The sequence below is a fragment of the Microbacterium paulum genome (assembly GCF_015707995.1).
GTDB classification, from domain to species: domain Bacteria; phylum Actinomycetota; class Actinomycetes; order Actinomycetales; family Microbacteriaceae; genus Microbacterium; species Microbacterium paulum.
Genome location: NZ_JAAGRY010000003.1, coordinates 23,469 through 45,763, shown reverse-complemented (window position 1 = coordinate 45,763; position 22,295 = coordinate 23,469). Strand labels below are relative to the sequence as shown.

The 22,295-nt window shown below is 70.1% G+C and carries 24 protein-coding genes, 2 tRNA genes, 1 other RNA gene and 1 pseudogene; 9 read left to right on the top strand and 19 right to left on the bottom strand.

The genetic code is table 11. From position 1 onward, the window contains the following. Positions 1–109: 109 nt before the first annotated feature. The 6 genes and pseudogenes from G3N18_RS01505 to G3N18_RS01480 form a co-directional block, all read right to left on the bottom strand. Positions 110–1,065 (bottom strand): annotated as a pseudogene (locus G3N18_RS01505) (long-chain fatty acid--CoA ligase); the annotation flags it as partial. Between the two features lie 179 nt (positions 1,066–1,244). Next, positions 1,245–2,387, bottom strand: coding sequence for a branched-chain amino acid ABC transporter permease (locus G3N18_RS01500; RefSeq protein WP_196382548.1), 1,143 nt, complete (start codon positions 2,385–2,387; stop codon positions 1,245–1,247). Next, positions 2,384–3,259 (bottom strand): branched-chain amino acid ABC transporter permease, encoded by an 876-nt coding sequence (locus tag G3N18_RS01495; RefSeq protein ID WP_196382547.1) that lies wholly within the window; start codon positions 3,257–3,259, stop codon positions 2,384–2,386. The genes G3N18_RS01500 and G3N18_RS01495 overlap by 4 nt, the downstream gene beginning before the upstream one ends. Further along, complete coding sequence (locus G3N18_RS01490; protein ID WP_196382546.1) at positions 3,256–3,996, bottom strand: ABC transporter ATP-binding protein; 741 nt, start codon at positions 3,994–3,996, stop codon at positions 3,256–3,258. Before G3N18_RS01490 ends, G3N18_RS01495 begins: the two co-directional genes overlap by 4 nt. Further along, the gene (locus tag G3N18_RS01485) at positions 3,993–4,769 is read right to left on the bottom strand and encodes an ABC transporter ATP-binding protein (protein ID WP_196382545.1); all 777 of its coding nucleotides are present in this window, start codon (positions 4,767–4,769) and stop codon (positions 3,993–3,995) included. The genes G3N18_RS01490 and G3N18_RS01485 overlap by 4 nt, the downstream gene beginning before the upstream one ends. A gap of 28 nt (positions 4,770–4,797) precedes the next feature. After that, a complete protein-coding gene (locus tag G3N18_RS01480; protein WP_196382544.1) occupies positions 4,798–6,009 on the bottom strand; it encodes a substrate-binding domain-containing protein in 1,212 nt (403 codons plus the stop codon). Between the two features lie 166 nt (positions 6,010–6,175). On the opposite strand from G3N18_RS01480, the gene G3N18_RS01475 reads away from it, so the two are divergent. Both G3N18_RS01475 and G3N18_RS01470 read left to right on the top strand, forming a co-directional pair. Continuing rightward, positions 6,176–6,607, top strand: a complete 432-nt coding sequence (locus G3N18_RS01475) for a MarR family winged helix-turn-helix transcriptional regulator (RefSeq protein WP_196382543.1) — start codon at positions 6,176–6,178, stop codon at positions 6,605–6,607. Beyond that, entirely contained in the window at positions 6,604–7,830 is a 1,227-nt protein-coding gene (locus G3N18_RS01470; protein WP_196382542.1) for an MFS transporter, read from the top strand. Before G3N18_RS01475 ends, G3N18_RS01470 begins: the two co-directional genes overlap by 4 nt. 163 nt (positions 7,831–7,993) lie before the next feature. Here the strand turns inward: G3N18_RS01470 and G3N18_RS01465 are convergent. Next, positions 7,994–8,066, bottom strand: a tRNA-Lys gene (locus tag G3N18_RS01465). A gap of 113 nt (positions 8,067–8,179) precedes the next feature. Between G3N18_RS01465 and G3N18_RS01460 the strand changes: the two genes are divergently transcribed. Together G3N18_RS01460 and G3N18_RS01455 are read left to right on the top strand one after the other, a co-directional pair. Next, positions 8,180–9,028 carry an inositol monophosphatase family protein gene (locus tag G3N18_RS01460; RefSeq protein WP_196382541.1) on the top strand — a complete coding sequence of 283 codons (849 nt, stop codon included), beginning with the start codon at positions 8,180–8,182 and terminating at the stop codon, positions 9,026–9,028. After that, positions 9,025–9,615: a nitrate ABC transporter substrate-binding protein gene (locus G3N18_RS01455; RefSeq protein WP_196382540.1), complete on the top strand. Its 591-nt coding sequence runs from the start codon at positions 9,025–9,027 to the stop codon at positions 9,613–9,615. Before G3N18_RS01460 ends, G3N18_RS01455 begins: the two co-directional genes overlap by 4 nt. 78 nt (positions 9,616–9,693) lie before the next feature. Here G3N18_RS01455 and ssrA read toward each other — a convergent pair. Continuing rightward, positions 9,694–10,063: a transfer-messenger RNA gene (ssrA, locus tag G3N18_RS01450) on the bottom strand. 102 nt (positions 10,064–10,165) lie between these two features. On the opposite strand from ssrA, the gene G3N18_RS01445 reads away from it, so the two are divergent. Beyond that, positions 10,166–10,825 carry an SIMPL domain-containing protein gene (locus tag G3N18_RS01445; RefSeq protein WP_196382539.1) on the top strand — a complete coding sequence of 220 codons (660 nt, stop codon included), beginning with the start codon at positions 10,166–10,168 and terminating at the stop codon, positions 10,823–10,825. A 31-nt stretch (positions 10,826–10,856) separates the two neighbouring features. On the opposite strand, the gene smpB is transcribed toward G3N18_RS01445, so the two are convergent. The 4 genes from smpB to prfB all read right to left on the bottom strand — a co-directional run bounded on the left by smpB (position 10,857) and on the right by prfB (position 14,589). Beyond that, entirely contained in the window at positions 10,857–11,333 is a 477-nt protein-coding gene (smpB, locus tag G3N18_RS01440) for an SsrA-binding protein SmpB (RefSeq protein ID WP_196382538.1), read from the bottom strand. A 73-nt stretch (positions 11,334–11,406) separates the two neighbouring features. Then, entirely contained in the window at positions 11,407–12,321 is a 915-nt protein-coding gene (gene ftsX / locus G3N18_RS01435; protein ID WP_196382537.1) for a permease-like cell division protein FtsX, read from the bottom strand. Further along, positions 12,318–13,403, bottom strand: a complete 1,086-nt coding sequence (ftsE, locus tag G3N18_RS01430; RefSeq protein ID WP_196382536.1) for a cell division ATP-binding protein FtsE — start codon at positions 13,401–13,403, stop codon at positions 12,318–12,320. Before ftsE ends, ftsX begins: the two co-directional genes overlap by 4 nt. Positions 13,404–13,476: 73 nt before the next feature. Continuing rightward, complete coding sequence (gene prfB / locus G3N18_RS01425) at positions 13,477–14,589, bottom strand: peptide chain release factor 2 (protein ID WP_196382535.1); 1,113 nt, start codon at positions 14,587–14,589, stop codon at positions 13,477–13,479. 25 nt (positions 14,590–14,614) lie between these two features. Between prfB and G3N18_RS01420 the strand changes: the two genes are divergently transcribed. Next, on the top strand, positions 14,615–15,910 hold the full coding sequence (locus G3N18_RS01420; RefSeq protein ID WP_420827076.1) for an MFS transporter: 1,296 nt from the start codon (positions 14,615–14,617) through the stop codon (positions 15,908–15,910). Between the two features lie 22 nt (positions 15,911–15,932). Here the strand turns inward: G3N18_RS01420 and G3N18_RS01415 are convergent, their stop codons facing one another. From G3N18_RS01415 to G3N18_RS01385, 7 genes are read right to left on the bottom strand one after another with little or no spacing between them, the layout of a single operon-like run. Then, positions 15,933–16,361 (bottom strand): pilus assembly protein TadG-related protein, encoded by a 429-nt coding sequence (locus G3N18_RS01415; protein ID WP_338038143.1) that lies wholly within the window; start codon positions 16,359–16,361, stop codon positions 15,933–15,935. Continuing rightward, complete coding sequence (locus G3N18_RS01410) at positions 16,358–16,810, bottom strand: TadE family protein (protein ID WP_230403725.1); 453 nt, start codon at positions 16,808–16,810, stop codon at positions 16,358–16,360. Before G3N18_RS01410 ends, G3N18_RS01415 begins: the two co-directional genes overlap by 4 nt. A 40-nt stretch (positions 16,811–16,850) precedes the next feature. Next, a complete protein-coding gene (locus G3N18_RS01405) occupies positions 16,851–17,270 on the bottom strand; it encodes a TadE/TadG family type IV pilus assembly protein (RefSeq protein ID WP_196382533.1) in 420 nt (139 codons plus the stop codon). 6 nt (positions 17,271–17,276) lie between these two features. Next, positions 17,277–17,468, bottom strand: a complete 192-nt coding sequence (locus G3N18_RS01400) for a hypothetical protein (RefSeq protein ID WP_196382532.1) — start codon at positions 17,466–17,468, stop codon at positions 17,277–17,279. A gap of 26 nt (positions 17,469–17,494) precedes the next feature. After that, positions 17,495–18,421: a type II secretion system F family protein gene (locus G3N18_RS01395; RefSeq protein WP_196382531.1), complete on the bottom strand. Its 927-nt coding sequence runs from the start codon at positions 18,419–18,421 to the stop codon at positions 17,495–17,497. Then, positions 18,418–19,275, bottom strand: coding sequence for a type II secretion system F family protein (locus tag G3N18_RS01390; protein ID WP_196382530.1), 858 nt, complete (start codon positions 19,273–19,275; stop codon positions 18,418–18,420). Before G3N18_RS01390 ends, G3N18_RS01395 begins: the two co-directional genes overlap by 4 nt. Continuing rightward, positions 19,272–20,459, bottom strand: coding sequence for an ATPase, T2SS/T4P/T4SS family (locus G3N18_RS01385; RefSeq protein ID WP_196382529.1), 1,188 nt, complete (start codon positions 20,457–20,459; stop codon positions 19,272–19,274). The genes G3N18_RS01390 and G3N18_RS01385 overlap by 4 nt, the downstream gene beginning before the upstream one ends. A gap of 87 nt (positions 20,460–20,546) precedes the next feature. On the opposite strand from G3N18_RS01385, the gene G3N18_RS01380 reads away from it, so the two are divergent. The 3 genes from G3N18_RS01380 (at position 20,547) to G3N18_RS01370 (ending at position 22,292) form a co-directional block, all read left to right on the top strand. Further along, positions 20,547–21,401 carry a formate/nitrite transporter family protein gene (locus G3N18_RS01380; RefSeq protein WP_338038142.1) on the top strand — a complete coding sequence of 285 codons (855 nt, stop codon included), beginning with the start codon at positions 20,547–20,549 and terminating at the stop codon, positions 21,399–21,401. Positions 21,402–21,411: 10 nt separating this feature from the next. Next, positions 21,412–21,493 (top strand) — tRNA-Leu (locus tag G3N18_RS01375). A gap of 76 nt (positions 21,494–21,569) precedes the next feature. Continuing rightward, positions 21,570–22,292 carry a VTT domain-containing protein gene (locus tag G3N18_RS01370; protein WP_196382528.1) on the top strand — a complete coding sequence of 241 codons (723 nt, stop codon included), beginning with the start codon at positions 21,570–21,572 and terminating at the stop codon, positions 22,290–22,292. Positions 22,293–22,295: the final 3 nt, after the last annotated feature.

Genomic DNA, 22,295 nt, shown 5'->3' with positions numbered 1-22,295 from the left:
TGCGCAGCCAATCACCGACCCTCGTGCGCGCTGTCGCGTCGGGATCGTGCAGGTAGCCGGCGAAGACGCTCGGCCCTCGTACCCACAGCTCGCCCGTCGCGGGGCCGTCGAGCACGAGTCCGGTCGACGGGTCGGCGACGCAGACGTCGACGTGCGGGTAGGGGCGCCCGACGGCGCCCGGCAGGCGCGCGCTGTCGGATGCCGGAAGGCACAGCACGTTCGGCGCCGCTTCGGTCAGTCCGTAGCCCTGGGTCAGCGGAGCACCTGCGGCGGCCCACCGCGCGGCGAGCTCGTGGGGCACCGTCGCTCCCCCGACGAGCACCTGGCGCAGCGGCCCCGAGGCGATCTGCGCGAACGCGGGGTCGTCGGCGAGCAGACGGTACTGCGTGGGAACGCCCATCATCGCGGTGACCCCCGCTCGGCGAGAAGCTGAAGAACACGACGCGGCTGGAACGACCGCTCGAGGACGACCGTGGCACCCACCCACCATGCCAGCAGCGGCTGACAGTTCCAGGCTGCGACATGGAACTGCGGCAGCATCGACAGCACGACGTCGTCGGCGGTGAGCTGCTGCGCACCGGCGAGGGCCAGGTTGTTCCAGAAGCAGTTGCCGTGCGTGAGCACGACGCCCTTGGGCGCCGCTTCGCTGCCCGACGTGTAGATGACGAGCAGCGCGTCGTCGTCGCGGACGGCCCGCGCGGGCACGGCGGGCCCGACGCGATCGGGCACGGATGCCTCGACACCGGTCGTCCCCAGGACGGTGACGGACGGGCGCCCCGGGGTGCGATCGAGCGCTTCGGCGGCGATGCCCTCGTATTCGTCTTCGACGAGCACCAGGGCCGGCTCGGAGCGTTCCAGCACGTCGGCGAGCTCGCGCGGCGTGAGACGCCACGACAGCGGCACGAAGGCGACGCCGCTCTTCGCGCAGGCGAAGAACGCGACAACGTGGTCGATCGAGTTGCCCGAGATCGTCGCGACGCGGTCGCCCGGTCCGTAGCCGGCGCGTCGGAGCGCGAAGGCGAGCTCGCACGCGCGCTCTTCGAGGTCGGCGTAGCCGATCGTCACCCCGCGGTCGTCGATCGCCGGGTGATCGGGTGAGGCGGCGGCACGGTCGGTGAGCCACCGGCCGATGGTGTGCGCGCCGTCGGGCTCGGCGCTGCCATCGGCGTGTGCGGCGCCGCGCGGGTCGGCATCCAGCGCGGTGCCGCGCGCCCCGGCATCCGTCTCGCGCTCAGCCTGCGCGTTCACAACTTCACCTCGACGGGCTCGTCGAGCTTCTCGTCGACGTCGGCGAGCTGGCGAAGCGGCGAGCGGGTGCGCTCACCGCGGCGGCGCCGCACCCACGTGTCGACGGTGCCGGCGATGCCGCCGGGCAGGAACATCACCACGAGGATGAACAGCGCGCCAAGGATGAACAGCGGCTCGGAGAGCGGGATGCGCAGCACGTCGGGCAGGGCGTGGATCCAGTCGGCGCGGGCGAGCACGGTGAGGCGCTGATCGAGGATCGTGTAGAGCACACCGCCTACGATCGCACCCCAGCGGAATCCGACGCCACCGAGCACCACCATGACGAGCACGGTGATCGTCAGGTCGGCTCCGACGCTCGAGGGCTGCGTGCCCGACTGCAGCAGCATGTAGGCGACGCCGGCGAGTGAGGCGCACAGCGCCGCCACGACGAACACCGTCAGCTTCGCCCGGTAAGGACTCAGCCCGAGCACCTGCACGCGCAGCTCGTTCTCGCGCGTGGCCTGTGCGAGGTGGCCGAGCCGGGACCGGTCGACCCACAGCACGACGAGGTAGACGATCACGAGCACGGCGAGGGTCACCCAGTAGAGGTTCCGCGTGTTGACCACCCCGACGAGCCACTCGGGCACCTGCGCGGTGGGCAGGCGCATGCCCTCTTCGCCGCCGGTGATCTGCTGGTTGCGGCGCACGAGCACTGATCCCGCCTGGGCGAAGGCGAGGGTCACCATCGCGAACGGGATGCCCGACACACGCATCGAGATCGCGCCGGTGAACAGGGCGATCGCCAGCCCGCCGACGAGGGCGATGATGACGCCCGGCCAGAGCGGCACCCCGAGGTACTGCAGGGCGATGCCGAGGCCGTACGCACCCGCTCCGAAGTAGAGCGCGTGCCCGAACGACAGCATGCCGCCCGTGCCGAGCAGCAGGTTGTACGAGAGTGCGAGCGCCGCGAACACCATGCACAGCGACAGCAGCGCGAGGGTGCCGGGCGTGTAGGTGGCGCCGGGCAGGATGCCGGGGATCGAGATGTTCAAGAGCGGCAGCAGCGCCATGAAGACGACGAGCACGGCGCCCGCGACGAACGGCAGGTACCGGCCGGCGCGGCCGCGGACGAGGGTGGGCACCCCGGTGGTGACGGTCATGCTTTCCTCCCCATGAGGCCGCTCGGTCGCACGAGCAGGACGACGGCGAGCAGGGCGACGACGATGAAGTCGCCCGTGCCGTTCAGATAGACGTTGGCGAACTGCTGCAGTACGGCGACGAGCACCGAGGCGATCGCGGCTCCGGTCAGCGAGCCGAGCCCGCCGATGACCGTGACGATGAAGGCGAAGATCAGGAGCGTCGCACCGAGGTGCGCCGAGACGAACGTCGTGTAGTGCATCGCGAGCACGCCGCCGATGCCGGCTGCCGCGCCCCCGATCGCGAAGACGAGGGTGAAGCTGCGCCGTACGTCGATGCCGAGCGCGGTGACCATCGCGCGGTTCTCGACGCCGGCGCGGATGATCATGCCGTAACGCGTCTTCTTGAGGAACAGCACGAGGGCGACGAGCACGAGCGCCGCCGCGATCATGAGCACCCAGTAGGTGTTCGGGATGCGGGCGCCGAGCACGTCGGTGGTGCCCTTCAGCCAGCTCGGGCCGGCCACCGTGATGGCATCCGTGCCCCAGATCCCCTCGAACAGCGCGACCGCGGCGAACGAGAGCCCGACCGTGACGAGCACCTGCTCGATGTGACGTTCGTACAGGGGACGGATGAGCACGAGTTCGGTGAGGGTCGCGAAGATCGCACCGACGACGGCGCCGACGAGCACCGAGGCGAGGAACGAGCCCCACGATTCGGTGCCGAGCGCGCGGGCGACCTGCCAGCCGACGAGTGCGGCGAGGGTGAGGAAGGCGCCGTGCGCGAAGTTCAACACGTGCATGAGGCCGTAGATGAGGCTGAGGCCCGAGGCGACGAGGAAGTACAGCGCACCGAGGCCGATGCCAGTGATGAGGATCAGGACGATGCTGCTCATGCGTGGGCCTCCGCGCTGACGCCGAGCAGGCGCATCGTGAGCGCCTCGTCGTCGAGGATCTCGCGTGCCGGCCCCGTGTGCACGACACGCCCACCGGCGATGACGACGGCGCTGGTCGCGAGGCGGCGCACCACGTCGAGGTTCTGTTCGACCAGCAGGATCGGAACGATCGTGGATGCCTCTTCGAGCGCGTCGGCGACTTCGTCGACGATCTTGGGGGCGAGCCCCTTGGTCGGCTCGTCGACGAGCAGGATGCGGTTGTCGTTGAGCAGCGCGCGGGCGACGGAGACCATCTGCTGCTGCCCGCCCGACAACGTGCCGGCCTGCTGCGCGCGCCGCGCGACGAGGTCGGGGAAGAGTTCGGCGACGAAGGCGCGCCGCGGGTTGGCCTCGCCGCGCAGGCGCGACCCGCGCTCCGCGAGGGCGAGGTTCTCGGCGACGGTGAGCCCGGCGAAGACCTCGCGGTCTTCGGGCACGTACCCGACGCCGCGCTGCACGATGCGGTGGGTGGGCAGGCCGTCGATCCGCTCGCCCGCGAGGGTGACCTCGCCCTGGCGGTGGATGAGCCCCAGGATGCCGCGGATCGTGGACGTCTTGCCTACGCCGTTGCGCCCCAGCACCGCGGTGATGCCGGTGGCGGGGACCTCGAAGCTGACGTCTTCGACGACCTGCTGGCCGGCGATCGACGCGCTCAGGTGCGAGACGGTGAGGATCGGGGTCGGCGCGGGGGCGTTCATGCCGCGCTCCCCTGCGCCCGACCGAGGTAGGCGCTCTGCACGAGGGTGTTCTCCATGATCCTCTGGGGGGTGTCGAAAGCGATGATCGAGCCGGCGTACATGACGGCGACGCGCTCGACGAGACCCATGAGCACGTCGATGTGGTGCTCGACCATGAGGACCGTGCACCCGGTTTCGCGCTGCAGGTCGCGGATGTTGTCGACGAGGCCGGCGACGTCGCCCGAGGCGACGCCCGCCATCGGCTCGTCGAGCAACACGATCTTCGAGCGCGTCGCGAGCAGCACCGCGATCTCGAGCTTGCGCTTGTCGCCGTGCGAGATGTCGCCGGCGGCGGTGTCGAGTTTGTGGGTGAGTCCGACCTTGGTCAGCTGCTCGAGGGCGTGGGCTGTCGCGGCATCCGTTCGGCGCGGAAATCGCACGAGCGAATAGTTGCCGCCGAGCGAGACCTGGGCGGCCAGGCGCACGTTCTCGAGCACGCTGAGCCGTGGGAAGAGGCTCGAGGTCTGAAACGTGCGCCCCAGTCCCGCCCGCGCCCGCTCCGGAACGGAGCTGCGGGTGATGTCGTCGCCGTCCATCACGATGCGACCCTCGGTGGGCCGCGCGACACCGGAGATCACATTGAACAACGTGGTCTTTCCGGCTCCGTTGGGGCCGATCACGCCGACGATGCTGCCGGGTGCGACGTCGAGATCGACATCTTTCAGAATGGTGGCGCCGCCGATCTTCAGGCCGAGGCCTTCGATCCTGAGCGCGGACGGGAGTGGGGTGCTCATCGTGGTGCTATGCCTCGCTCGTGCGCGTCTACTGCGCTTCGGCCGGGGCGACGTCGTCCGCCGGGACGGTCTTGACCAGTTCCGGAATGAACGATCCGGCGTCCGCGACGAGCCTCACCTGGTACATGTCCTGCAGCAGGGCGTGGTCACCGGCGCGCACCGTGAGCGAGCCCTTGGGGCCGTCGAACGTGAAGCCTTCGAGCGATGCCACCATCGCGTCGACGTCGCCCTTGCCCTCCTTGATGGCCTGCACGACCATGATGGCGGCGTTGAAGCCGTCGGGGGTGAAGAGGTCGGGGGTGCCGCCGGCCTTCTCGACCGCGTCGATCATCGCCGTGTTCACGTCATTGTCGGGTGCTCCCGGGAAGTAGTAGTTGAGGAAGCTGATCTTCTCGGATGCCTCGCCGTAGGCACCGAATGTCGCCGAGTCGCCGAGGCCCGTGACCACCGGCACCGCGTCGAGCACGCCCTGCTGGCTCATCGCCTGCCACATCGCGCCGGAGGTCGCTCCGGCCCACGCCACGAACACGAGGTCGGGGGTGCCGGCGAGCACCTGCTGGGCGAACGGCGTGAACTCGGTGACGTCTTCGGCGACCAGCACACTCTCGACGGTCGCACCCTTGCCGCCGAGGATGGCGGTGACGGCGGCGACGTTGCCCTGACCGAAGGCGCTGTTCTGGGCGAGCACCGTGATCTTCTTGCCCTTGACGTCGCCGAGGAAGGTGCCGGCCGTCGCAACGTCTTGCGCCGACTGGCGGCCGCTGCGGAACGTGTAGCCGTTGATGCCGGTGAGCGCGTCGGCGGCGGCGGGGCCCGAGATGAACAGCACCTTGTTCTGCCCGGCCTGCTCGGCGACCGCGGCGGCGACGCCCGACGAGGCGCTGCCGGCGAGGATGTTCACGCCCGAGCCGATGAGCTCCTTCGCGGCGCCGACGGCGGTGTCGGGGTCGCCCGCGTCGTCGCGGTAGTCGACGGTGATCTTGGTGCCGCCCACCTCGTTGGTGCCGCCGGTGGCGTAGTCGAGCCCGGCCTTGAAGCCGTCGAGGTACTGCTTGCCGTAGCCGGCGAGCGGTCCGGTTTCGCTCGTGATGACGCCGACGGTGATGTCGGCGGGGCCGGCGGCGCCCGAGCCCGAGGCGTCGGGGGTGGCCGCGGTCGGCGCGCACGCCGACAGGGCGAGGGCGGCCGTGGCGGCGAATGCCATCACGACCCCAGGGAGCAACTTCTTCGTAACCCGCATGTGCGTGCCTTTCACCGTTGGAAGGTAGACCTGAGATGTGATTCAGGTAGTGCCATCTTGTTCGGGCCGCCGGTCCGTGTCAAATGCAGCACGCGCGGCATCCATCACGATCCGGTAACCGCGCGGCGGCATCCGTCATTACATACCTGCGGTATATACTGGCGGTATGCAAAACGAAGACGATCTCCTTCGTCTCGTCCTCGGGGCCCACGCGCTCGCGCGCGTCGCCTCGCTCGAGACCCGAAACGAAGCGCCGGCGGCGCAGTGGCGCACACTCAGCCTGCTGCGCGAGCACGGCCCGCAGCGCATCGGCGACCTCGCTGCGCTGAGCCGCGTGACCCAGCCCGGCATGACGCGACTCGTCGCGCAGATGACCGAGGCGGGGCTGCTCGAACGCGGGCACGACGAGCACGACTCGCGGGCCACGGTCGTGTCGGTGACTCCGGCGGGCCTCACCGCGCTCGACGAGTGGATTCAGGTGCTCGGTGCCGCCCTCGCCCCCCGCTTCAGCGATCTCGACGCCGACGACTGGGCCGCGATCCGTCGCGCAGCCGACGTCGTCGACGCGCGCACGCGCACGGCGGAGGTCACCCGATGAGCGCCGCCGCGAAGGTCAGCGTGTGGCGCCAGCCCGCTCAGGTGTGGGCGGTCGCCTTCGCCTGTGTCATCGCCTTCATGGGCATCGGGCTGGTCGATCCGATCCTTCCCGCGATCGCCGAATCACTGCAGGCCTCCCCCGTCGAAACCGAGATGCTCTTCACCAGCTACCTCGTCGTCACGGGTGTCGCGATGCTCTTCACGAGTTGGATCTCCTCACGCATCGGCACGAAGGCGACGCTTCTGATCGGTCTCGGCCTGATCGTGGTGTTCGCGCTGCTGTGCGCCCTGTCGGGCAGCGTCGACGCGATCATCGGCTTCCGCGCCGGGTGGGGTCTCGGCAACGCCCTGTTCATCTCGACGGCGCTCGCGACGATCGTCGGCGCCGCCTCGGGCGGGTCATCGGCCGCGATCATCCTCTACGAAGCGGCCCTCGGCCTCGGCATCGCGATCGGCCCCCTCGTTGGCGGCGTGCTCGGCGAGATCAGCTGGCGCGGCCCGTTCTTCGGCGTCGTCGTGCTCATGGCGATCGGGTTCATCGCGGTGCTCGCGCTCGTCCGCAACTCGGGCGAGAAGCGCACGCCGGTGCCTCTTTCGGCTCCGTTCCGGGCGCTGCGCCAGCCGGCGCTCGCGGTGCTCGCGATCGCCGCGCTGTTCTACAACATCGGGTTCTTCGTGCTGCTCGCGTTCTCGCCCTTCCCGCTCGGGTTCGGGGCGATGGGCATCGGCCTGACGTTCTTCGGCTGGGGTGTCGCGCTCGCCGTCACGAGCGTGTGGGTCGCGCCGGTGCTCCTTCGAACCATGAAGCGCAGCACCGCCATGCTGATCGTGCTGCCCCTGCTGGCCATCGACCTGATCGTCGCCGCGCTCGTCGTCGAATCGGCGCCGGCGCTCGTGGCCTGCATCATCGTGGGCGGCCTGCTGCTCGGCCTGATGAACACGATCCTCACCGAATCGGTCATGGAGGCCACCGACCTGCCGCGCTCGGTCGCGTCGTCGTCGTACTCGGCTGTGCGCTTCCTCGGCGGCGCCGCCGCCCCGCCGATCGCCGCCGCCCTGTGGCACGCCTTCAACGCCTCGGTGCCGTTCTGCTTCGCCGCGGTCTCGGTGCTGATCTCGGCCGGTGTGATCCTGTTCGGTCGCCGCGCCCTGCGCAGAATCGACGTGCACGAAGCGGATGCCACCGAAGAGGCGGCCGCCGTGCTCGTGGGCGACGCCGCCTGACCCACCGATCGAAGTTCACGACAACGGCCCCGGAGTGATCCGGGGCCGTTCTCGTGGCTGCTACGCCGCTCCGGCATCGTGCGGCGCCGCGGGAGATCCCTTCGCGATCAAAGGAAAACACCCGGTCAGAATCCGTGGATTCCTACCGGGTGTTTCTCACCGGTGCACCCCCTGGGACTCGAACCCAGAACCCACTGATTAAGAGTCAGTTGCTCTGCCGATTGAGCTAGAGGTGCGTTCCGCGGCCGCCTGATCCGGTGAAAACCAGTGGGGCGAACCGAGGGACAACGTTACCATCACGACGGCGTTCATCGCCAATCGAGCATGCGGCGCCCCGTATTCTGGTGAGGTGACCTCCCCCGCCGCATCTGCTTCGTGGAACGCGCCCTTCGACGGCGACCTGACGGACGATCTCGCTCTCGCGCTGCGACTGGCCGACGCGGCCGACGCGGTCACGATGGCCCGTTTCGACGCCGCCGACCTCGACGTGCAGGTGAAGGCCGACGCGACGCACGTCACCGAGGCCGATCTCGCGACGGAGCGCGCGATCCGAGGCATCCTCTCGACCGAGCGCCCCGGTGACGGCGTGCTCGGCGAAGAGTTCGGCACGAGCGGCGACCCGGCGCGGCAGTGGATCATCGACCCCATCGACGGCACCGCGAACTACCTCAAGGGCATCCCGATGTGGACGACCCTCATCGCCCTCGCGATCGACGGCGTGCCGCGCGTCGGCGTGGCGAGCCAGCCCGCCCTCGGGCGGCGCTGGTGGGCGGCGACAGGGCTCGGCGCCTGGACGAACACCCCCGACGGCGAACCGGCGCGCCTCGCGGTGTCGGGCGTGACGAACCTCGCCGATGCGAGCGTCAGCTTCCAGTCCATCGCCCAGTGGGACGAGGTGGGCCGCTCAGACGATCTGCTGCGGCTCAGTCGTGCGGTCTGGCGCGATCGCGGCTACGGCGACACCTGGCCATACATGCTGCTCGCCGAGGGGCGCCTCGAGTTCGTCGCGGAGTTCGGCGTCAAAGAGTACGACATCGCCGCTCTCGTGCCGATCGTCATGGAGGCGGGCGGCCGCTTCACCGACATCGACGGCGCCGACAGCATCGCCTCGCGCTCGTCGCTCGCGACCAACGGCGCCCTGCACGAAGATTTCCTCGCCCTCCTCACCACCCCCTCCCCGACCGGACCCACACGATGACCCTCCCCCGCACCCGCTCCACCGTCCTCGCCGCCGTCGCCTCTCTGAGCCTCGCCGCGATGCTCCTCACCGGCTGCAGCACGAGCGCCGCACCCGCCCCCACAGAGACGGTCGGCACGGATGCCCCGACGACGGCCCCGACCGAGGTCGTCACCGAGCCCACGGCATCGCCGACGACGACGGCCGAAGCCGTGACGTGCGAAAACCTCGTGCAGGAAGACCTGCTCGCCGAGCTGCAGGCGAAGGGGTGGACGGCCAAAGAGACGCCGTTCGCCGCCGGCGGAGTGACCCTCACCAAGGGGCTGCAGTGCACCTGGGCCGACTACGCGGTGCCGTCGGGCAACCTGATGATCTTCGGCTGGGCGCCGATCACCACCGACCAGGCCGCGTCGATGCAGCGGGGGCTCGAAGCCAAGGGTTGGCGGCGCGAAGAGAGCGGCGACGTCGTCTACATCACCGAAGACCCGACGCAGGCCCCGACCACCGACGAGAACGGGTACGGCATGACCTACGAGTTCGGTGACGGCTGGGTGACGGTCGCCGACCTCAAGCAGAGCCTCCTGCTGATCCAGCGCCCCGCGAGCTGACGGGGGCCGCACACGACGAAGGCCGGGCCCTGCGCGGGCTCGGCCTTCGTGGCATCCACATATCGTGTGACAGCGGCGTCGTGGAGCTGGGGGGAATCGAACCCCCGTCCAGCGCTGAAATGCTGCGTCTTCTCCGGGCGCAGTCTGTGGAGACGTTCTGCTCGGCTCCGACCTTTGTCACAGACACCTAAGTCGACGAGCCCAGTCTCAGAAGAGTCCCGCGTGACGTCGAGACCCCGTCACACAGCAAGATCCCTAGATGACGCCAGGGTCCGTGGCGGGATCACCCACGGTCTGACGGACTATCGGACTCGCTTAGGCAGCGAGGGCGAAGTCGTTGCGCTTTGCATCGGCAACTATTGGTTCGCAGAGATCGTTTACGAGATAACCCTGCATCCTCGGCCCGCTTCCCGCAGCGTCACAGGCGCTGTCGAAACCGATCAGCCCCTGGAGCCTGTCAGCCTTTCGGCCTCGCGGCAGGGTGAGCCACTGTCACACTGTGGAGTTGCATGCTCGGGTGCCGAAGCATCCGAGCGTTACAGTCTACCCCATGAGCCATGTCACCCTCACCGTGCGCGGAGAAGCGCAGACCCGTGTCGCCCCCGAGCGGGCCGTCGCGCACGTGAATGCCTCGGTCGACGGCGCCGCCCGCGGCGAGGTCGTCGAACGCCTCGCCGCCCTCGCCGAGCCCGTGCGCACAGGGCTCGCCTCACGCAAAGACGCAGGCTCCGTCGCCGACTGGTCGAGTCAGCGCGCCTCGGTCTGGTCGGACCGGCCGTGGAATGCCGACGGGAAGCAACTCGACCTCGTCCATCACGCCTCGGTCGAGATCACGGCGACGTTCACCGACACCCTCGCCCTGTCTGACTGGCTGAACACGGTCGCGGCCGTCGACGGCCTGCAGGTGGGCGCCGTGCAGTGGGAGCTCACCCCGGAGACCACCGCACGGATCGAGCGCGAGACGGCCACGCGTGCGGTCGCCGTCGCCATCGAACGGGCGACCGCCTACGCCACCGCTCTCGGCAAGAGCGCGGTGACCCCGATCGAGATCGCCGACACCGGCCTGCTCGGTAACGGCGCGTCGTCGAACCCGGCACCGCGCATGTTTGCCCGCGCCGCATCGGCCGACATGGCGGCGCCCGCCGTCGATTTCCGCCCGGCCGACATCGTCGTCACCGCCGCCGTCGAAGCGCGCTTCACCGCGAGCTGAGGGTCTGCACGCCGGCCGCGGTGCGCCGGACTCAGTCGCCGAGTCGATTGCGAGAGCGCATCGCCCGTTCGGCCTCGCGCTTGTCTTCGCGCTCACGGATGGTCTGGCGCTTCTCGTACTCGCGCTTGCCCTTCGCGACCGCGATCTCGACCTTCGCGCGCCCGTCCGAGAAGTACAGCTTCAGCGGGATCAGCGTGTAGCCACCGGCGCTGATCGCGTGCGAGAGCTTGATGATCTCGGCTTTGTGCAGCAGCAGTTTGCGCGTGCGCTTGGACGAGTGGTTCGTCCAGTGCCCCTGCGAATACTCCGGAATGTGCACGGCATCGAGGTAGGCCTCCTCACCGTCGATGTAGGCGTAACCGTCGCTGAGGTTGGCGCGCCCTTCGCGCAACGACTTCACCTCGGTGCCGGTGAGCACCAGGCCCGCCTCATAGGTCTTCTCGATGGCGTACTCGTGGCGCGCGCGACGGTTGGTCGCAACGACCTTCTCCCCGCGTTCCCTGGGCATGGTGACTCCTTGATCCGGATGCCGCAGACACGGCAGCCCGTCAGTCTACCCCTTCACGGGGCAGCGCCCCTCGTCAGGCGCGCAGCCAGCGGCGTATCGCGAAGCCGGCCGACAGCGCGGCGAGCACGAGACCGATCAGGATGATGATGGGGATCACGACCGCGGCATCCCACACATTCACCCAGTCGGTGATGAAGGTGACCCGACCCTGCAGGTAGCCTTCGACACCGAAGTGCACGCCCGCGAGGATGGCGCCGCCGGCGAGCACCGAACCGATGAACGCGGCGAACACGCCCTCGAGGATGAATGGTGTCTGGATGAACCTGTTCGACGCACCGACCAGTCGCATGATGCCGACTTCGCGTCGTCGCGCGTACGCCGACAGCCGGATGGTCGTCGCGATCAGGAGCACCGCCGCGATGAGCATGAGCACGGCGATGCCGACCGCGATGTAGGTGGCGATCGTCAGCGCAGAGAAGAGCGGTTCGAGGTACTGCATCTGGTTCTTCACCGCCTCGACGCCCTGCGTGCCGGTGAAGGCCTCGGTGATGACATCGGACTTGCCCGGGTCGACGAGCCCGACCCAGTAGGTGTCGCCCAGCTGTGCGGGTGTCACATAGTCTTTGTACTCGTCACCGTAGAGCGCGATGAGGTTCTGATACGCCTCGTCGGCCGATTCGAAGCGCACATCGCGGACGATCCCCTCGAGCGCCGGGCTCGCGAGGCGGTCTGCGACGACCTGGCGCTGCTCGTCGTTCGCTGCGCCGTCGGCGCAGGTCGTGGCCGTGGAATCGTCGCGACACATCACGATCGATACCTGCGCGCGCTCGGCCCAGTACGACTGCATCTTGCCGATCTGCATCTGCATGAGCATCGCCGCACCGACGAAGGTCAGCGACACGAAGGTCACCAAGATGACCGAGATCACCATCGAGGCGTTGCGCCGCAGGCCCGAAAGCGCCTCGGCGAGGATCAGGCGCACTCTCACGAGGTCGGCCCCACTTCGTCGTCGTCAGATGCCAGGCCCAGCCGGTCGGCGACGCCGAGACCGTCGAGGTCGAGACCCTCGATCTCTACGGCGGGCGCGGCGATGTGGATGGGGCGCGTAGAGGGAGCCGGCTCGGACGGCGGCGCGTCGGCGGGCTCTCGCGTGAGAGGCGGCTGCGTGAGCGGCGGCGACACCTCCGGGGCGACGGCCACTGCGGCTGCGACGGCCGAAGCCGCGACCGCGTCTGAGACCGCCTCGGCCACCGCGGCGGCGGGGACGGCGGTCGTGCCGTCGACGGTCGATGCGGCGATCTCGCGCTGCAGCTCGAGCACCGCGGTGAGGGCAGCGGTCGCCGCGGCGCCCTTCTCCTCTTGCGGGGCGAGCGTGGGCAGCGACGAGCGGTCGCCGTAGCCGCCATGGCGGTCGTCGCGCACCATCACGCCGCCCTTCAGCTCGATGACCCGTCGCTTCATCTGGTCGACGAAGCCGGCCTCGTGCGTGGCCATGACCACGGTCGTGCCGCCCTCGTTGATGCGGGCCAGCAACTGCATGATGTCGATAGAGGTGGCGGGGTCGAGGTTTCCGGTCGGCTCGTCGGCGAGCAGGATCTGCGGCCGGTTCACGATGGCACGGGCGATCGCGACGCGCTGCTGCTCACCGCCGGAGAGCTCGTGCGGCAGGCGCTTCTGCTTGCCGTCGAGGCCGACGAGGGTGAGCGCCTCGGTGACCGCCTGCTGGATGTAGGCCCGCGACGAGCCGATCACCTGCAGAGTGAAGGCGACGTTCTGAAAGACGGTCTTGTTCGGCAGCAGCCGGAAGTCCTGGAACACCGATCCGATGTGCCGGCGGAAGTACGGCACCTTGCGGGTCGACAGGGTGTGCAAGTCGCGCCCGAGCACGACCACGCGTCCCTCGCTGGGGGTGTCCTCGCGGAGGATGAGGCGCAGGCACGACGACTTGCCCGACCCCGACGCGCCCACGAGGAAGACGAACTCCCCGCGCTGCACTTCGAAGTCGACGTCGCTCAGCGCCGGCTTGTTCGTCCCGCGGTACTTCTTGGTGACGTGCTCGAACCGGATCATGACCCGACGAGCCTAAGCGGGCGGGCGCGGGATGCCGGGCGACGCGCCCGCGCGTCGCGGTTCCCGCGGCGCGTCAGTCGTCGTCGTCTTTGCGCTTGCGCCAGCGGATGCCGGCCGCGATCAGGCCGTCGAGGTCGCCGTCGAAGACGACGGCGGGGTTTCCGACCTCGTAGCCGGTGCGCAGGTCTTTCACCAGCTGCTGGCCGTAGAGGAAGTACGAGCGCATCTGGTCGCCCCAGCTCGCCGTGATCGTGCCGGCGAGTTCCTTCTTCTTCGCCGCCTCTTCTTCACGCTTGAGCAGGAGCAGGCGGGTCTGCAGCACGCGCATCGCGGCGGCACGGTTCTGGATCTGGCTCTTCTCGTTCTGCATCGAGACGACGAGGCCGGTGGGAAGGTGCGTGATGCGCACAGCGGAGTCGGTGGTGTTGACCGACTGGCCACCGGGGCCCGACGAGCGGAAGACGTCGACGCGGATGTCGTTCTCGGGCACCTCGACCTCGACGGCCTCTTCGAGCGCGGGGATCACTTCGACCGCCGCGAACGAGGTCTGGCGCTTGTCGGCGCCGCCGAAGGGGCTGATGCGTGCGAGGCGATGCGTGCCGGCCTCGACCGACAGGGTGCCGTAGGCATACGGGGCATCCACTTCGAAGGTCGCCGACTTGATGCCGGCGCCTTCGGCGTAGGACGTGTCCATGACCTTGACGGAATACTTGTGCCGCTCGGCCCAGCGCAGGTACATGCGCAGCAGCATCTCGGCGAAGTCGGTGGCGTCGTCGCCGCCCGCACCCGAGCGGATCGTCACGACCGCGGGGCGGTCGTCGTACTCGCCGTCGAGGAGCGTCTGCACCTCGAGCTGGCCGATGACCTCTTGCAGGTCGGAGATCTCACGCCGCGCCTCGGCGGCCGTGTCTTCGTCGTCCATCTCGAGGGCGAGCTCGACGAGCACGTCGAGATCGTCGAGACGCTGCTCGACGTCGGTGACCCGCTTAAGGTCGGCCTGGCGGTGACTGAGGGCGCTCGTGACCTTCTGGGCCTTCTCGACGTCGTCCCACAGGTCGGGGGCGCCGGCCTCTTCGGAGAGCCGGTCGATCTCGGCGCGGAGCGCCGGAACGTCGACCACCGCCGCGATGTCGGAGAACGTGGCGCGCAGGGCCTGGATGTCGGCGGAGGGATCGAAATCAAGCATGACAGTCCAGACTAACGTGGATGGGATGACGGATGCCTCCACCCCCGAGTCGATCCGGAGGATGATCCGCCGGCTCGCCCCGGTGATCTACGGCCCGACGGTGCTCTTCGCCCTCGGCGAGGGCGCGGTCATCCCTCTGCTGCCGATCTTCGCGGCGAACCTCGGCGCCGATGTTCCGACGGCGGCGCTTGTCGCCTCGGCGCTCGTCGTCGGGCAACTTTTCGGAAACCTCCCTGCCGGGTGGGCCGTCGCCCGCATCGGCGAACGGGTGACGATGGCCGTGGGCGGCGTCGTCGCGCTCCTCGGCGTCGTCGGGCTCGCCCTCGCGCCGAACCTGCTCGTGCTGACGGCATCCGTCTTCGTCATCGGGCTGAGCGCCGCCGCGTTCGGCCTCGCGCGGCACTCGTTCATGACCACCCGGGTGCCGCTCGAGTTCCGTGCGCGCGCGCTGTCGCTGCTCGGCGGCACCTTCCGACTCGGCATGTTCGTCGGCCCGTTCCTCGCGGCGCTGCTGATCGGCGTGTTCGGCGACGAGCACGCGACCGTGTGGTTCTTCGGGGTGTGTCTCATCGGCGCGGTGCTGCTGGTGCTGCTCGGCCCCGACCCCGAGCTGCAGGTCGCGGCGCCGCGGGCGAGCGCCCGAGACCCGCGCATCGCCGAAGACTCGGGCGAGCCGGTCACCGGAGCGATCCCCACCCCCGAACGCGTCGGGGTCTTTCGCACGATGTGGCTGCACCGCGGCGTGCTGGCGCGGCTCGGCATTGCGGCCGCGTCGCTGTCGGCGGTGCGGTCGGCGCGCCAAGTGGTCCTGCCGCTCTGGGGCGTGTCGATCGGTCTCGACGCGCAGACCATCGCGCTCGTGGTGGGTGTGTCGGGCGCGATCGACTTCGCCCTGTTCTACGCGAGCGGCCAGGTGATGGACCGCTTCGGGCGGCTCTGGGCGGCCCTTCCCGCGATGATCCTCATGGGTCTCGGATTTCTCGCGCTCTCGTTCACGCACGATCTGCCACAGGCGGCGATGTGGTACGCCCTTTTCGCCGCGGTGCTCGGTGTGGGCAACGGCCTCTCGAGCGGCATTCTGCTCACCCTCGGCGCCGACGTCGCCCCGCAAGACGACCCGGCGCCCTTCCTCGGGTCGTGGCGCACGCTCACCGATGCCGGCGGAGCGATCGCCCCACTGCTCTTCTCCGCGCTGTCGGCGGCGTTCTCGCTCTCGGTCGCGACAGGGGCGATCGGCGTGGTGGGCCTGCTCGGCGCAGCGGCGTTCGTGCGCTGGGTGCCGCGCTTCGTGCCGCGGGCGCGGCCGGGCTCGCCCGACTGACGCGGCGTCGCTTTGCGCCGGTTCAGCGAAGCGCCGTGCGGCTCGTCGCCGTGGCCTCGATCGTCCATCCGTCGGGAACGAACACGGTCAACACCGGTGGATGCCACACGGTTTCGACCCGCACCCGCGCCGAGACGCCGTCGGGGGTGCCGGCCTCGACGAGCGTGGCCGTGCCGAGCGCGTCGATGATGTCGGATGCCTGGTCGTACACGCCCTCGTCGGTGAGCCGCGCCGAGGCGGAGCCGCCGTCGACGGTGAGGGTGAAGCCGTCGGCCCCCGCCAGCGCAGCGGCGTCGGCCGCGGCATCCGCCCGCTTCTGCGTCAGATACAGACTCGTGGAGTCGACGCACACGAGCACGAGGGCGATCGCGAGCAAGGCGTAACCGAGCGTCAGGAGCAGCACGGAGCCCTCGTCGTCGGGGGCGTCGGCGTCGGGTGTGCGCGTGGTCACGGCGCCACTCCCCAGAAGCGCGACACGCGCTGCACCGAGGCCGCCTCGACGGGCACGCGGGCGAGCTGGTCGAGGCCGAGCACCGCGGGAACGAGCGGCAACGGCACCGAGGTGCGCACGGTGACCGACAGCATCGCGCCGGCCGCGGGGCATTCGGGCGACGATCGGTCGCAGTCGATCGAGACGCTCACCGCGGCGGGGTCGAGGCCGTATTCGGCGACGATCGCGTCGAGCACGCGCTTTCCGCGGGCGTCTGCGGTCGCCGCGTCGGGCGATTCGGCGATCGTGCGCGCCAACTGGCGCGCGCCCGTCTCGACACCGAGCGACTGCCCCTGGATCAAACCGAGCGCGACGATGAGATACACGATCGGCACGAGCAGCACGAGGCCGACGAGGATGAACTCCAGTGCGGCCGAGCCCTCGTCGGAGCCCTGGCCGTCGCCCGTCATGTGTTGCGCTACCGAGCCCGCCTCCGGGGTCGCGGGCAGATCAGTCGAAGCTCTCACGCGGCGCATACGCGGTCACCTCCATTCCGGACGGGATGCCCAGCAGTCCCACGAGCGGGAATGTCGCGACCACCGTGACCTGCACCTCGGGGCCTGCGGCACCGTCGGTCGCCACGGCGCTGACCTGGGCATCCAACGCCCCGCCCACCGCGGCGCTGATGAGCCGCGTCGTGCGTACGGCGCCGTCGGCGGGCTCGGTGTCGGCGAGAGCGCCGTGGTAGGCACCCTCGACGGCCGCGTCGTGCACGACGTTGCGGACGTAGACCGCGAGCGCGAGTTGCAGCACCCCGAGGGTCAGCACCGTGAGCAGCAGCCCGACGAGAACGAACTCGACCGGCGCCGAACCGGTCTCATCGCTCAGGTCGCGGCCGCTGCGCGCGCTCTCCCGCTCAAGGCACCGCATCGCGGGTCAGAGCCCCGAGACGCGGCTGAGGGCCTGCTCGAAGAGGTCGGCCAGTGCCGGCCCGGCGAGGCTCCAGATCGCGACGACCAACCCCGCCGTCATGAGCGTGACGAGTACCCAGCCGGGAACGTCGCCGCGCTCGTCGTCGATCGTGTCTGTCAGGGCGGCGCGCAGCCGTCCCCATACCGTGCGGATCATGTCCGCCTCCTTCCGACCGTCGCCGGTCATGAGATTCCGAGCTTGAGCATGACGATCCCCGGGAACACGGCGAACAGCACCGACAGGGGAAGGATGAGGAAGACGAGCGGCAGGAGCATGAGGATCTCTTTGCGGCCGGCCGACTCGATGAGTGCACGCTTGGCGTCTTCGCGGGCGTCGACGGCCTGCTCCTGCAGCACCTGCGCGAGTGGCGCACCGCGGTCCATCGCCGCGACGAGGTGCTCGACGGCACGCGACAGTGCGGGCACGTCGACGTTCTTGGCGAGGCCGAGCAACGCGTCGGAGAGGTTCGAGCCCGTGCCGCTGGCGAGCACGGCGGCCCGCAGCTCTTCGGTCAGCACGCCCGAACCGACCTCGCCGACGCGCCGCAGCGCGTCGCGGAGGCCCTCACCGGCGGCGAGGCACAGCGCGAGGAACTCCAGCACGGTCGGCAGTTCGTCGTCGATTCGCGCGATGCGGCGCCGGGCGCGCGTCGTGAGCCGCTGCTCGCAGATGACGATCGCCGCGACCGCCCCGAGCGGCGGCAGCAGTACGGCGACGAGCCCGCCGCGCCCACTGAGGGTGAGGACGACGGCGAGCACACCGCCCAGAGCCAGCCCTGCGACCGCCCAACCCAACTGGGTGGCGCGGAACCCGACGACATCGGGCGCGAGCCCTGCCTGCCGCAGCCGCTGCGCCAGCGCGTCGCCGTTGGCGCCGCCGCCCCACCCTCTGGCCAGTCGGTCGCGCGCCGTGCGCCACCCTTGCCATGCGGGGAGGGGATGCAGCGGCGTGAGCCCCACCGGGTCGGCCACATCGCGCACGTACGGCGCGATGCGGCGGCTGAGGCTCGGCGCGGCCCACCGCGGAATGCGCTGCGCGATGAGGAGCGCCCCCGCGGCGAAGGCGGCGCCGAGGATGACCGCGCAGGCGGCGACCGTGACCGGGCTCATCCGAACCACCGCTGCGGTTCGGGCAGGCGCCCCAGCCGGATCGTGAGCCGATACGCGAGCACAGACACGACCGCCCCGGCGAGCACGACGACGACGCCCGCGGGAGTGGAGTAGGCCGCGGCGCCCTCGGGCCGGATCGCCAGCAGCCCCAGGACGATCCACGGCGCGACGACGCCGACGACGGCGGCACCGCGCACCCAGGACTGCCGAGCCTCGACTTCGGCGCGGAGCGTGGCATCCGCCCGCACCGACGACGAGAGAGCCCGCAGCACGCTCGTGAGTTCGGTGCCTCCCACGTGCCGGGCCATGCGGAGCGTCTCGATGATGCGATCGGCGACGGGATCGGCGAGCGTCGCCTTGAGGCGCAGGGCGCTCGAGTCGAAGTGACCGGATGCCGCCATGTCGGCCGCGAACCGCGAGAACGCCCCGCGCAGGGCGGGCGGTCCGCTGACCGCCAGCGCCGCGACGGCGTCGGGGAGAGACATGCCGGCACGCACCGCCGAGACGAGAAGGTCGCAGACATCCGACCACAGCGCGCGGCGCGAGCGGCGCAGCCGCCGTGCTCGCGCCTTCAGCCACGAGAACGGCGCCGCCGCGCCGGCTGCACCGGCGACGAGCGCAACGGCGGGGAGGCCCGTCACCAGCCACGCCGCCGAGGCGCAGACCGCCGCGAGAACGGCGGCGATCACCCCGGGTCGCGCCGTCGGCGCGTGCGCGAAACCCGCCTCTTGCAGCAGCCGGGCGAGGCGGCCGTCGCTCGTGGGGCTCGAGGTCTTCTCACCCGTAGGCCACAGCCACGGCGAGGCGGTGAGCAACACGCCGGCCGCGAGCACGGCGCCCCAGACGACGGTCATGACGCGACCCGCGCTCGCTCGGCGCTACGCCCCGCCCGGTAGACCGAGCGGGTCTCGACGAGCTGGCCGTCGACGCGGCCGGTCGTCTCGACGATCTCTTCGACGTGGCGGTGTCCGTCGGCGCTGCGTCGGCAGTGCACGACGAGGTCGACGCCGGTCGCGATCGCGGGCACCACGAAGCCCGCGTCGATGTTGCGGCCGGCCAGCAACGGCAGCGCCGCGAGTCGGCGGAGCGCGTCGTCGGCGGAGTTGGAGTGGATGGTTGCGCAACCCGGCACACCCGTGTTCAGCGCGAGGAGCAGATCGAGGGCCTCGGCGTCGCGCACCTCGCCGACGACGAGTCGATCGGGGCGCATGCGCAGCGCCTCTTTCACGAGTCGGCGCAGGCTCACCGCGCCGGTTCCCTCGAGGCTCGGCTGACGCCCCTGCAGCGCCACGACATCGGGGGCGGTCACCGCGAGCTCGAACGTCTCTTCCACCGTGATGACGCGGTGCTCGGGCGGGCAGGCTCCGATGAGCGCCGCGAGGAGGGTCGTCTTTCCGGCGTGCGTGGCGCCCGAGACGAGCACGTTGCGCCCGTCGGCCATCGCCTCGCGCAGCATCGCGGCGATGTGCGCGGGCAGAGCACCCGCGTCGACGAGATCGTCGAGGGTCCGGCGCGCGGCGAGGAACTTGCGGATGTTGACGGCGTAATGCGCGCGCGTGACATCCGGGATCACGACGTGCAGCCTCGACCCGTCCGGAAGTGACGCATCGACGAACGGTTGGCTCAGATCGACCCGGCGCCCGGTCGCGTGCAGCATGCGCTCAACGATGTCGCGCACGGCATCGGCGCTGAGCCGGAGCGGCACCCGCTCGCTGCGCCCGGCGCGGGCGACGAAGATCGTCTGCGGATCGTTGATCCAGATCTCTTCGACCTCGGGGTCGTCGAGCAGGGGTTGCAGCGACCCGTATCCCGTGACGCGGGCGAGCACATCGCGCACGCACGCGGCTTCGTCGTCGATGTCTTCGAGCCCGCGGGCGAGGGCGAAGTCGTTGTGCCGGCGCACTTCGGCGTCGGCGATCTCGGCGGCGCGGCCGGGCTGGCGCACCGGGTCGACCTGCTCGTCGCGCAGCCTGCCGCGCACCCGCTCGGCCACCGCGTCGACGACGGGGGCGGGGAGGACGGATGCGGCGAAGCTCACCCCGGCATCCTCACAAGACCAGCCGCCGCCTGCCGGAGTTATCCACAGCCACACCTTGACCCTGTGGTCAGACCACAAGTAGACTGCGTGACCGTGCTGAGCATCCCCGAAACCCTCGACGCGCAGGCGGCCGCCGCCGTCCACAAGTCCGACGCGCTGCGCTCCCCCGGCCGCTTCCTCGCGTCGGGCATGCTCGCCGGCGCCTACATCGGCATCGGTGTGATTCTCATGGTCGCCACCGCCGGCCCCCTGATCGCCGCGGGCGACGGACTCGCGAAGCTCGTCAGCGGCCTCGTCTTCGGCGTCGCCCTCACCCTCGTCGTCTTCGCGGGGGCAGACCTCCTGACGAGCGCCATGATGATCCTCCCCCAGGGCGCACTGATGCGCGCGATCGGACCGTGGCGCGCGCTCGGCGTGCTCGTGGCGACGCTCGTCGCCAACCTCGTCGGTGCCCTCGTGTTCGCCGCCCTCATCGTCGCCTCGGGCGTGCTGCACGCAAACGCCGCTGCAGGTCAGATGCTTTCCGACATGCTCGCGGCCAAGGCATCCGAAGGGCCCGTCGAGCTCTTCGTCCGCGGCATCCTCTGCAACATGCTCGTGTGCCTCGCGATCTGGATGTGCGCGCGGGTGCGCTCCGACGTCGCGAAGATCCTCCTGATCTTCGCCGCGATCCTCGCCTTCATCTCCTCCGGCTTCGAGCACGTCGTCGCCAACATGACGACTTACGGCATCGGCCTCTTCTCCGGCGACCCGAACGCGACTTGGGCCCTCTTCGGCACGAACCTGCTCTGGGTCGGCCTCGGCAACCTCGTCGGCGGTGCCCTGATCGTCGGCGTCGGTTACTGGGTGATCGGCGGTTCCCCGCGGATGCCTCGCACCGACGCCCACGCGTCAGCAGCACACGCGCGCGCAGGCGTCGCCGAACCGGCCCCGGTAGACTGAGCACTCCCCCGCGGGAGTGGTGAAATCGGCAGACACGCAGGATTTAGGTTCCTGTGCCTTCGGGCGTGTGGGTTCAAGTCCCACCTTCCGCACAGGGTGACGCAGGTTACGCTCTAACCGTCTGCGCCGCCGACACCTTCCCCGCCCACCGACACTGACGGGACCTCCGTGCACTCTCTGGCCCTCATCCCGTGGCTCGACCCCGCGGCCATCATCGAAGGCGCAGGCCCCTGGGCACTGCTGGTGGTGTGTTTCATCGTCTTCGCCGAGACCGGTCTGCTGATCGGTTTCTTGCTGCCGGGCGACACGCTGCTCGTGATCTCGGGGCTGCTGTCGCACTCGACCGACACGCTCCCGCACGGTGTGTTCGGTCTGAGCGTCTGGTGGGTCGCGCTGCTCATCGGTCTCGCCGCGTTCCTCGGCGGCGAGGTCGGGTACTACATCGGCCACAAGGGCGGTCCGGCGGTCTTCGAGCGGAAAGACTCGGGCCTGTTCAGCAAGAAGAACGTCGACCGCACGAACGCGTTCTTCGAGAAGTACGGCGGGCTCACCGTCATCCTCGCCCGGTTCGTGCCGATCGTGCGCACGTTCGCCCCGGTCGCGGCGGGCGTCGGCCACATGCCGTGGCGGCGTTACACGCTCTACAACCTCATCAGCGCGATCCTGTGGGGCTTCGGGCTCACGATGTTCGGCTACCTGATCGGTTTCATCCCGCCGGTCGCGACGTTCGTCGAGCACTACATCGACCTCATCCTGCTCGCCGCCGTCGGAGGCACCGCTCTCGTCACCCTGTGGCACTACTTCTCGGAGCGCCGCAAGGTGCGCCAGGAGCGCGAAGCCGGCATCACGGCACAGCCCGCCGAGCCGATCGACGGCGACCTGCCCGCCTGAGGC

Coding starts and splice junctions, on each gene's coding strand:
- G3N18_RS01500 (WP_196382548.1), bottom strand. CDS start 2,387: ATGACCGTCACCACCGGGGTGCCCACCCTCGTCCGCGGCCGCGCCGGC.
- G3N18_RS01495 (WP_196382547.1), bottom strand. CDS start 3,259: ATGAGCAGCATCGTCCTGATCCTCATCACTGGCATCGGCCTCGGTGCG.
- G3N18_RS01490 (WP_196382546.1), bottom strand. CDS start 3,996: ATGAACGCCCCCGCGCCGACCCCGATCCTCACCGTCTCGCACCTGAGC.
- G3N18_RS01485 (WP_196382545.1), bottom strand. CDS start 4,769: ATGAGCACCCCACTCCCGTCCGCGCTCAGGATCGAAGGCCTCGGCCTG.
- G3N18_RS01480 (WP_196382544.1), bottom strand. CDS start 6,009: ATGCGGGTTACGAAGAAGTTGCTCCCTGGGGTCGTGATGGCATTCGCC.
- G3N18_RS01475 (WP_196382543.1), top strand. CDS start 6,176: ATGCAAAACGAAGACGATCTCCTTCGTCTCGTCCTCGGGGCCCACGCG.
- G3N18_RS01470 (WP_196382542.1), top strand. CDS start 6,604: ATGAGCGCCGCCGCGAAGGTCAGCGTGTGGCGCCAGCCCGCTCAGGTG.
- G3N18_RS01455 (WP_196382540.1), top strand. CDS start 9,025: ATGACCCTCCCCCGCACCCGCTCCACCGTCCTCGCCGCCGTCGCCTCT.
- G3N18_RS01445 (WP_196382539.1), top strand. CDS start 10,166: ATGAGCCATGTCACCCTCACCGTGCGCGGAGAAGCGCAGACCCGTGTC.
- smpB (WP_196382538.1), bottom strand. CDS start 11,333: ATGCCCAGGGAACGCGGGGAGAAGGTCGTTGCGACCAACCGTCGCGCG.
- ftsE (WP_196382536.1), bottom strand. CDS start 13,403: ATGATCCGGTTCGAGCACGTCACCAAGAAGTACCGCGGGACGAACAAG.
- prfB (WP_196382535.1), bottom strand. CDS start 14,589: ATGCTTGATTTCGATCCCTCCGCCGACATCCAGGCCCTGCGCGCCACG.
- G3N18_RS01420 (WP_420827076.1), top strand. CDS start 14,615: ATGACGGATGCCTCCACCCCCGAGTCGATCCGGAGGATGATCCGCCGG.
- G3N18_RS01410 (WP_230403725.1), bottom strand. CDS start 16,810: ATGACGGGCGACGGCCAGGGCTCCGACGAGGGCTCGGCCGCACTGGAG.
- G3N18_RS01405 (WP_196382533.1), bottom strand. CDS start 17,270: ATGCGGTGCCTTGAGCGGGAGAGCGCGCGCAGCGGCCGCGACCTGAGC.
- G3N18_RS01400 (WP_196382532.1), bottom strand. CDS start 17,468: ATGATCCGCACGGTATGGGGACGGCTGCGCGCCGCCCTGACAGACACG.
- G3N18_RS01395 (WP_196382531.1), bottom strand. CDS start 18,421: ATGAGCCCGGTCACGGTCGCCGCCTGCGCGGTCATCCTCGGCGCCGCC.
- G3N18_RS01390 (WP_196382530.1), bottom strand. CDS start 19,275: ATGACCGTCGTCTGGGGCGCCGTGCTCGCGGCCGGCGTGTTGCTCACC.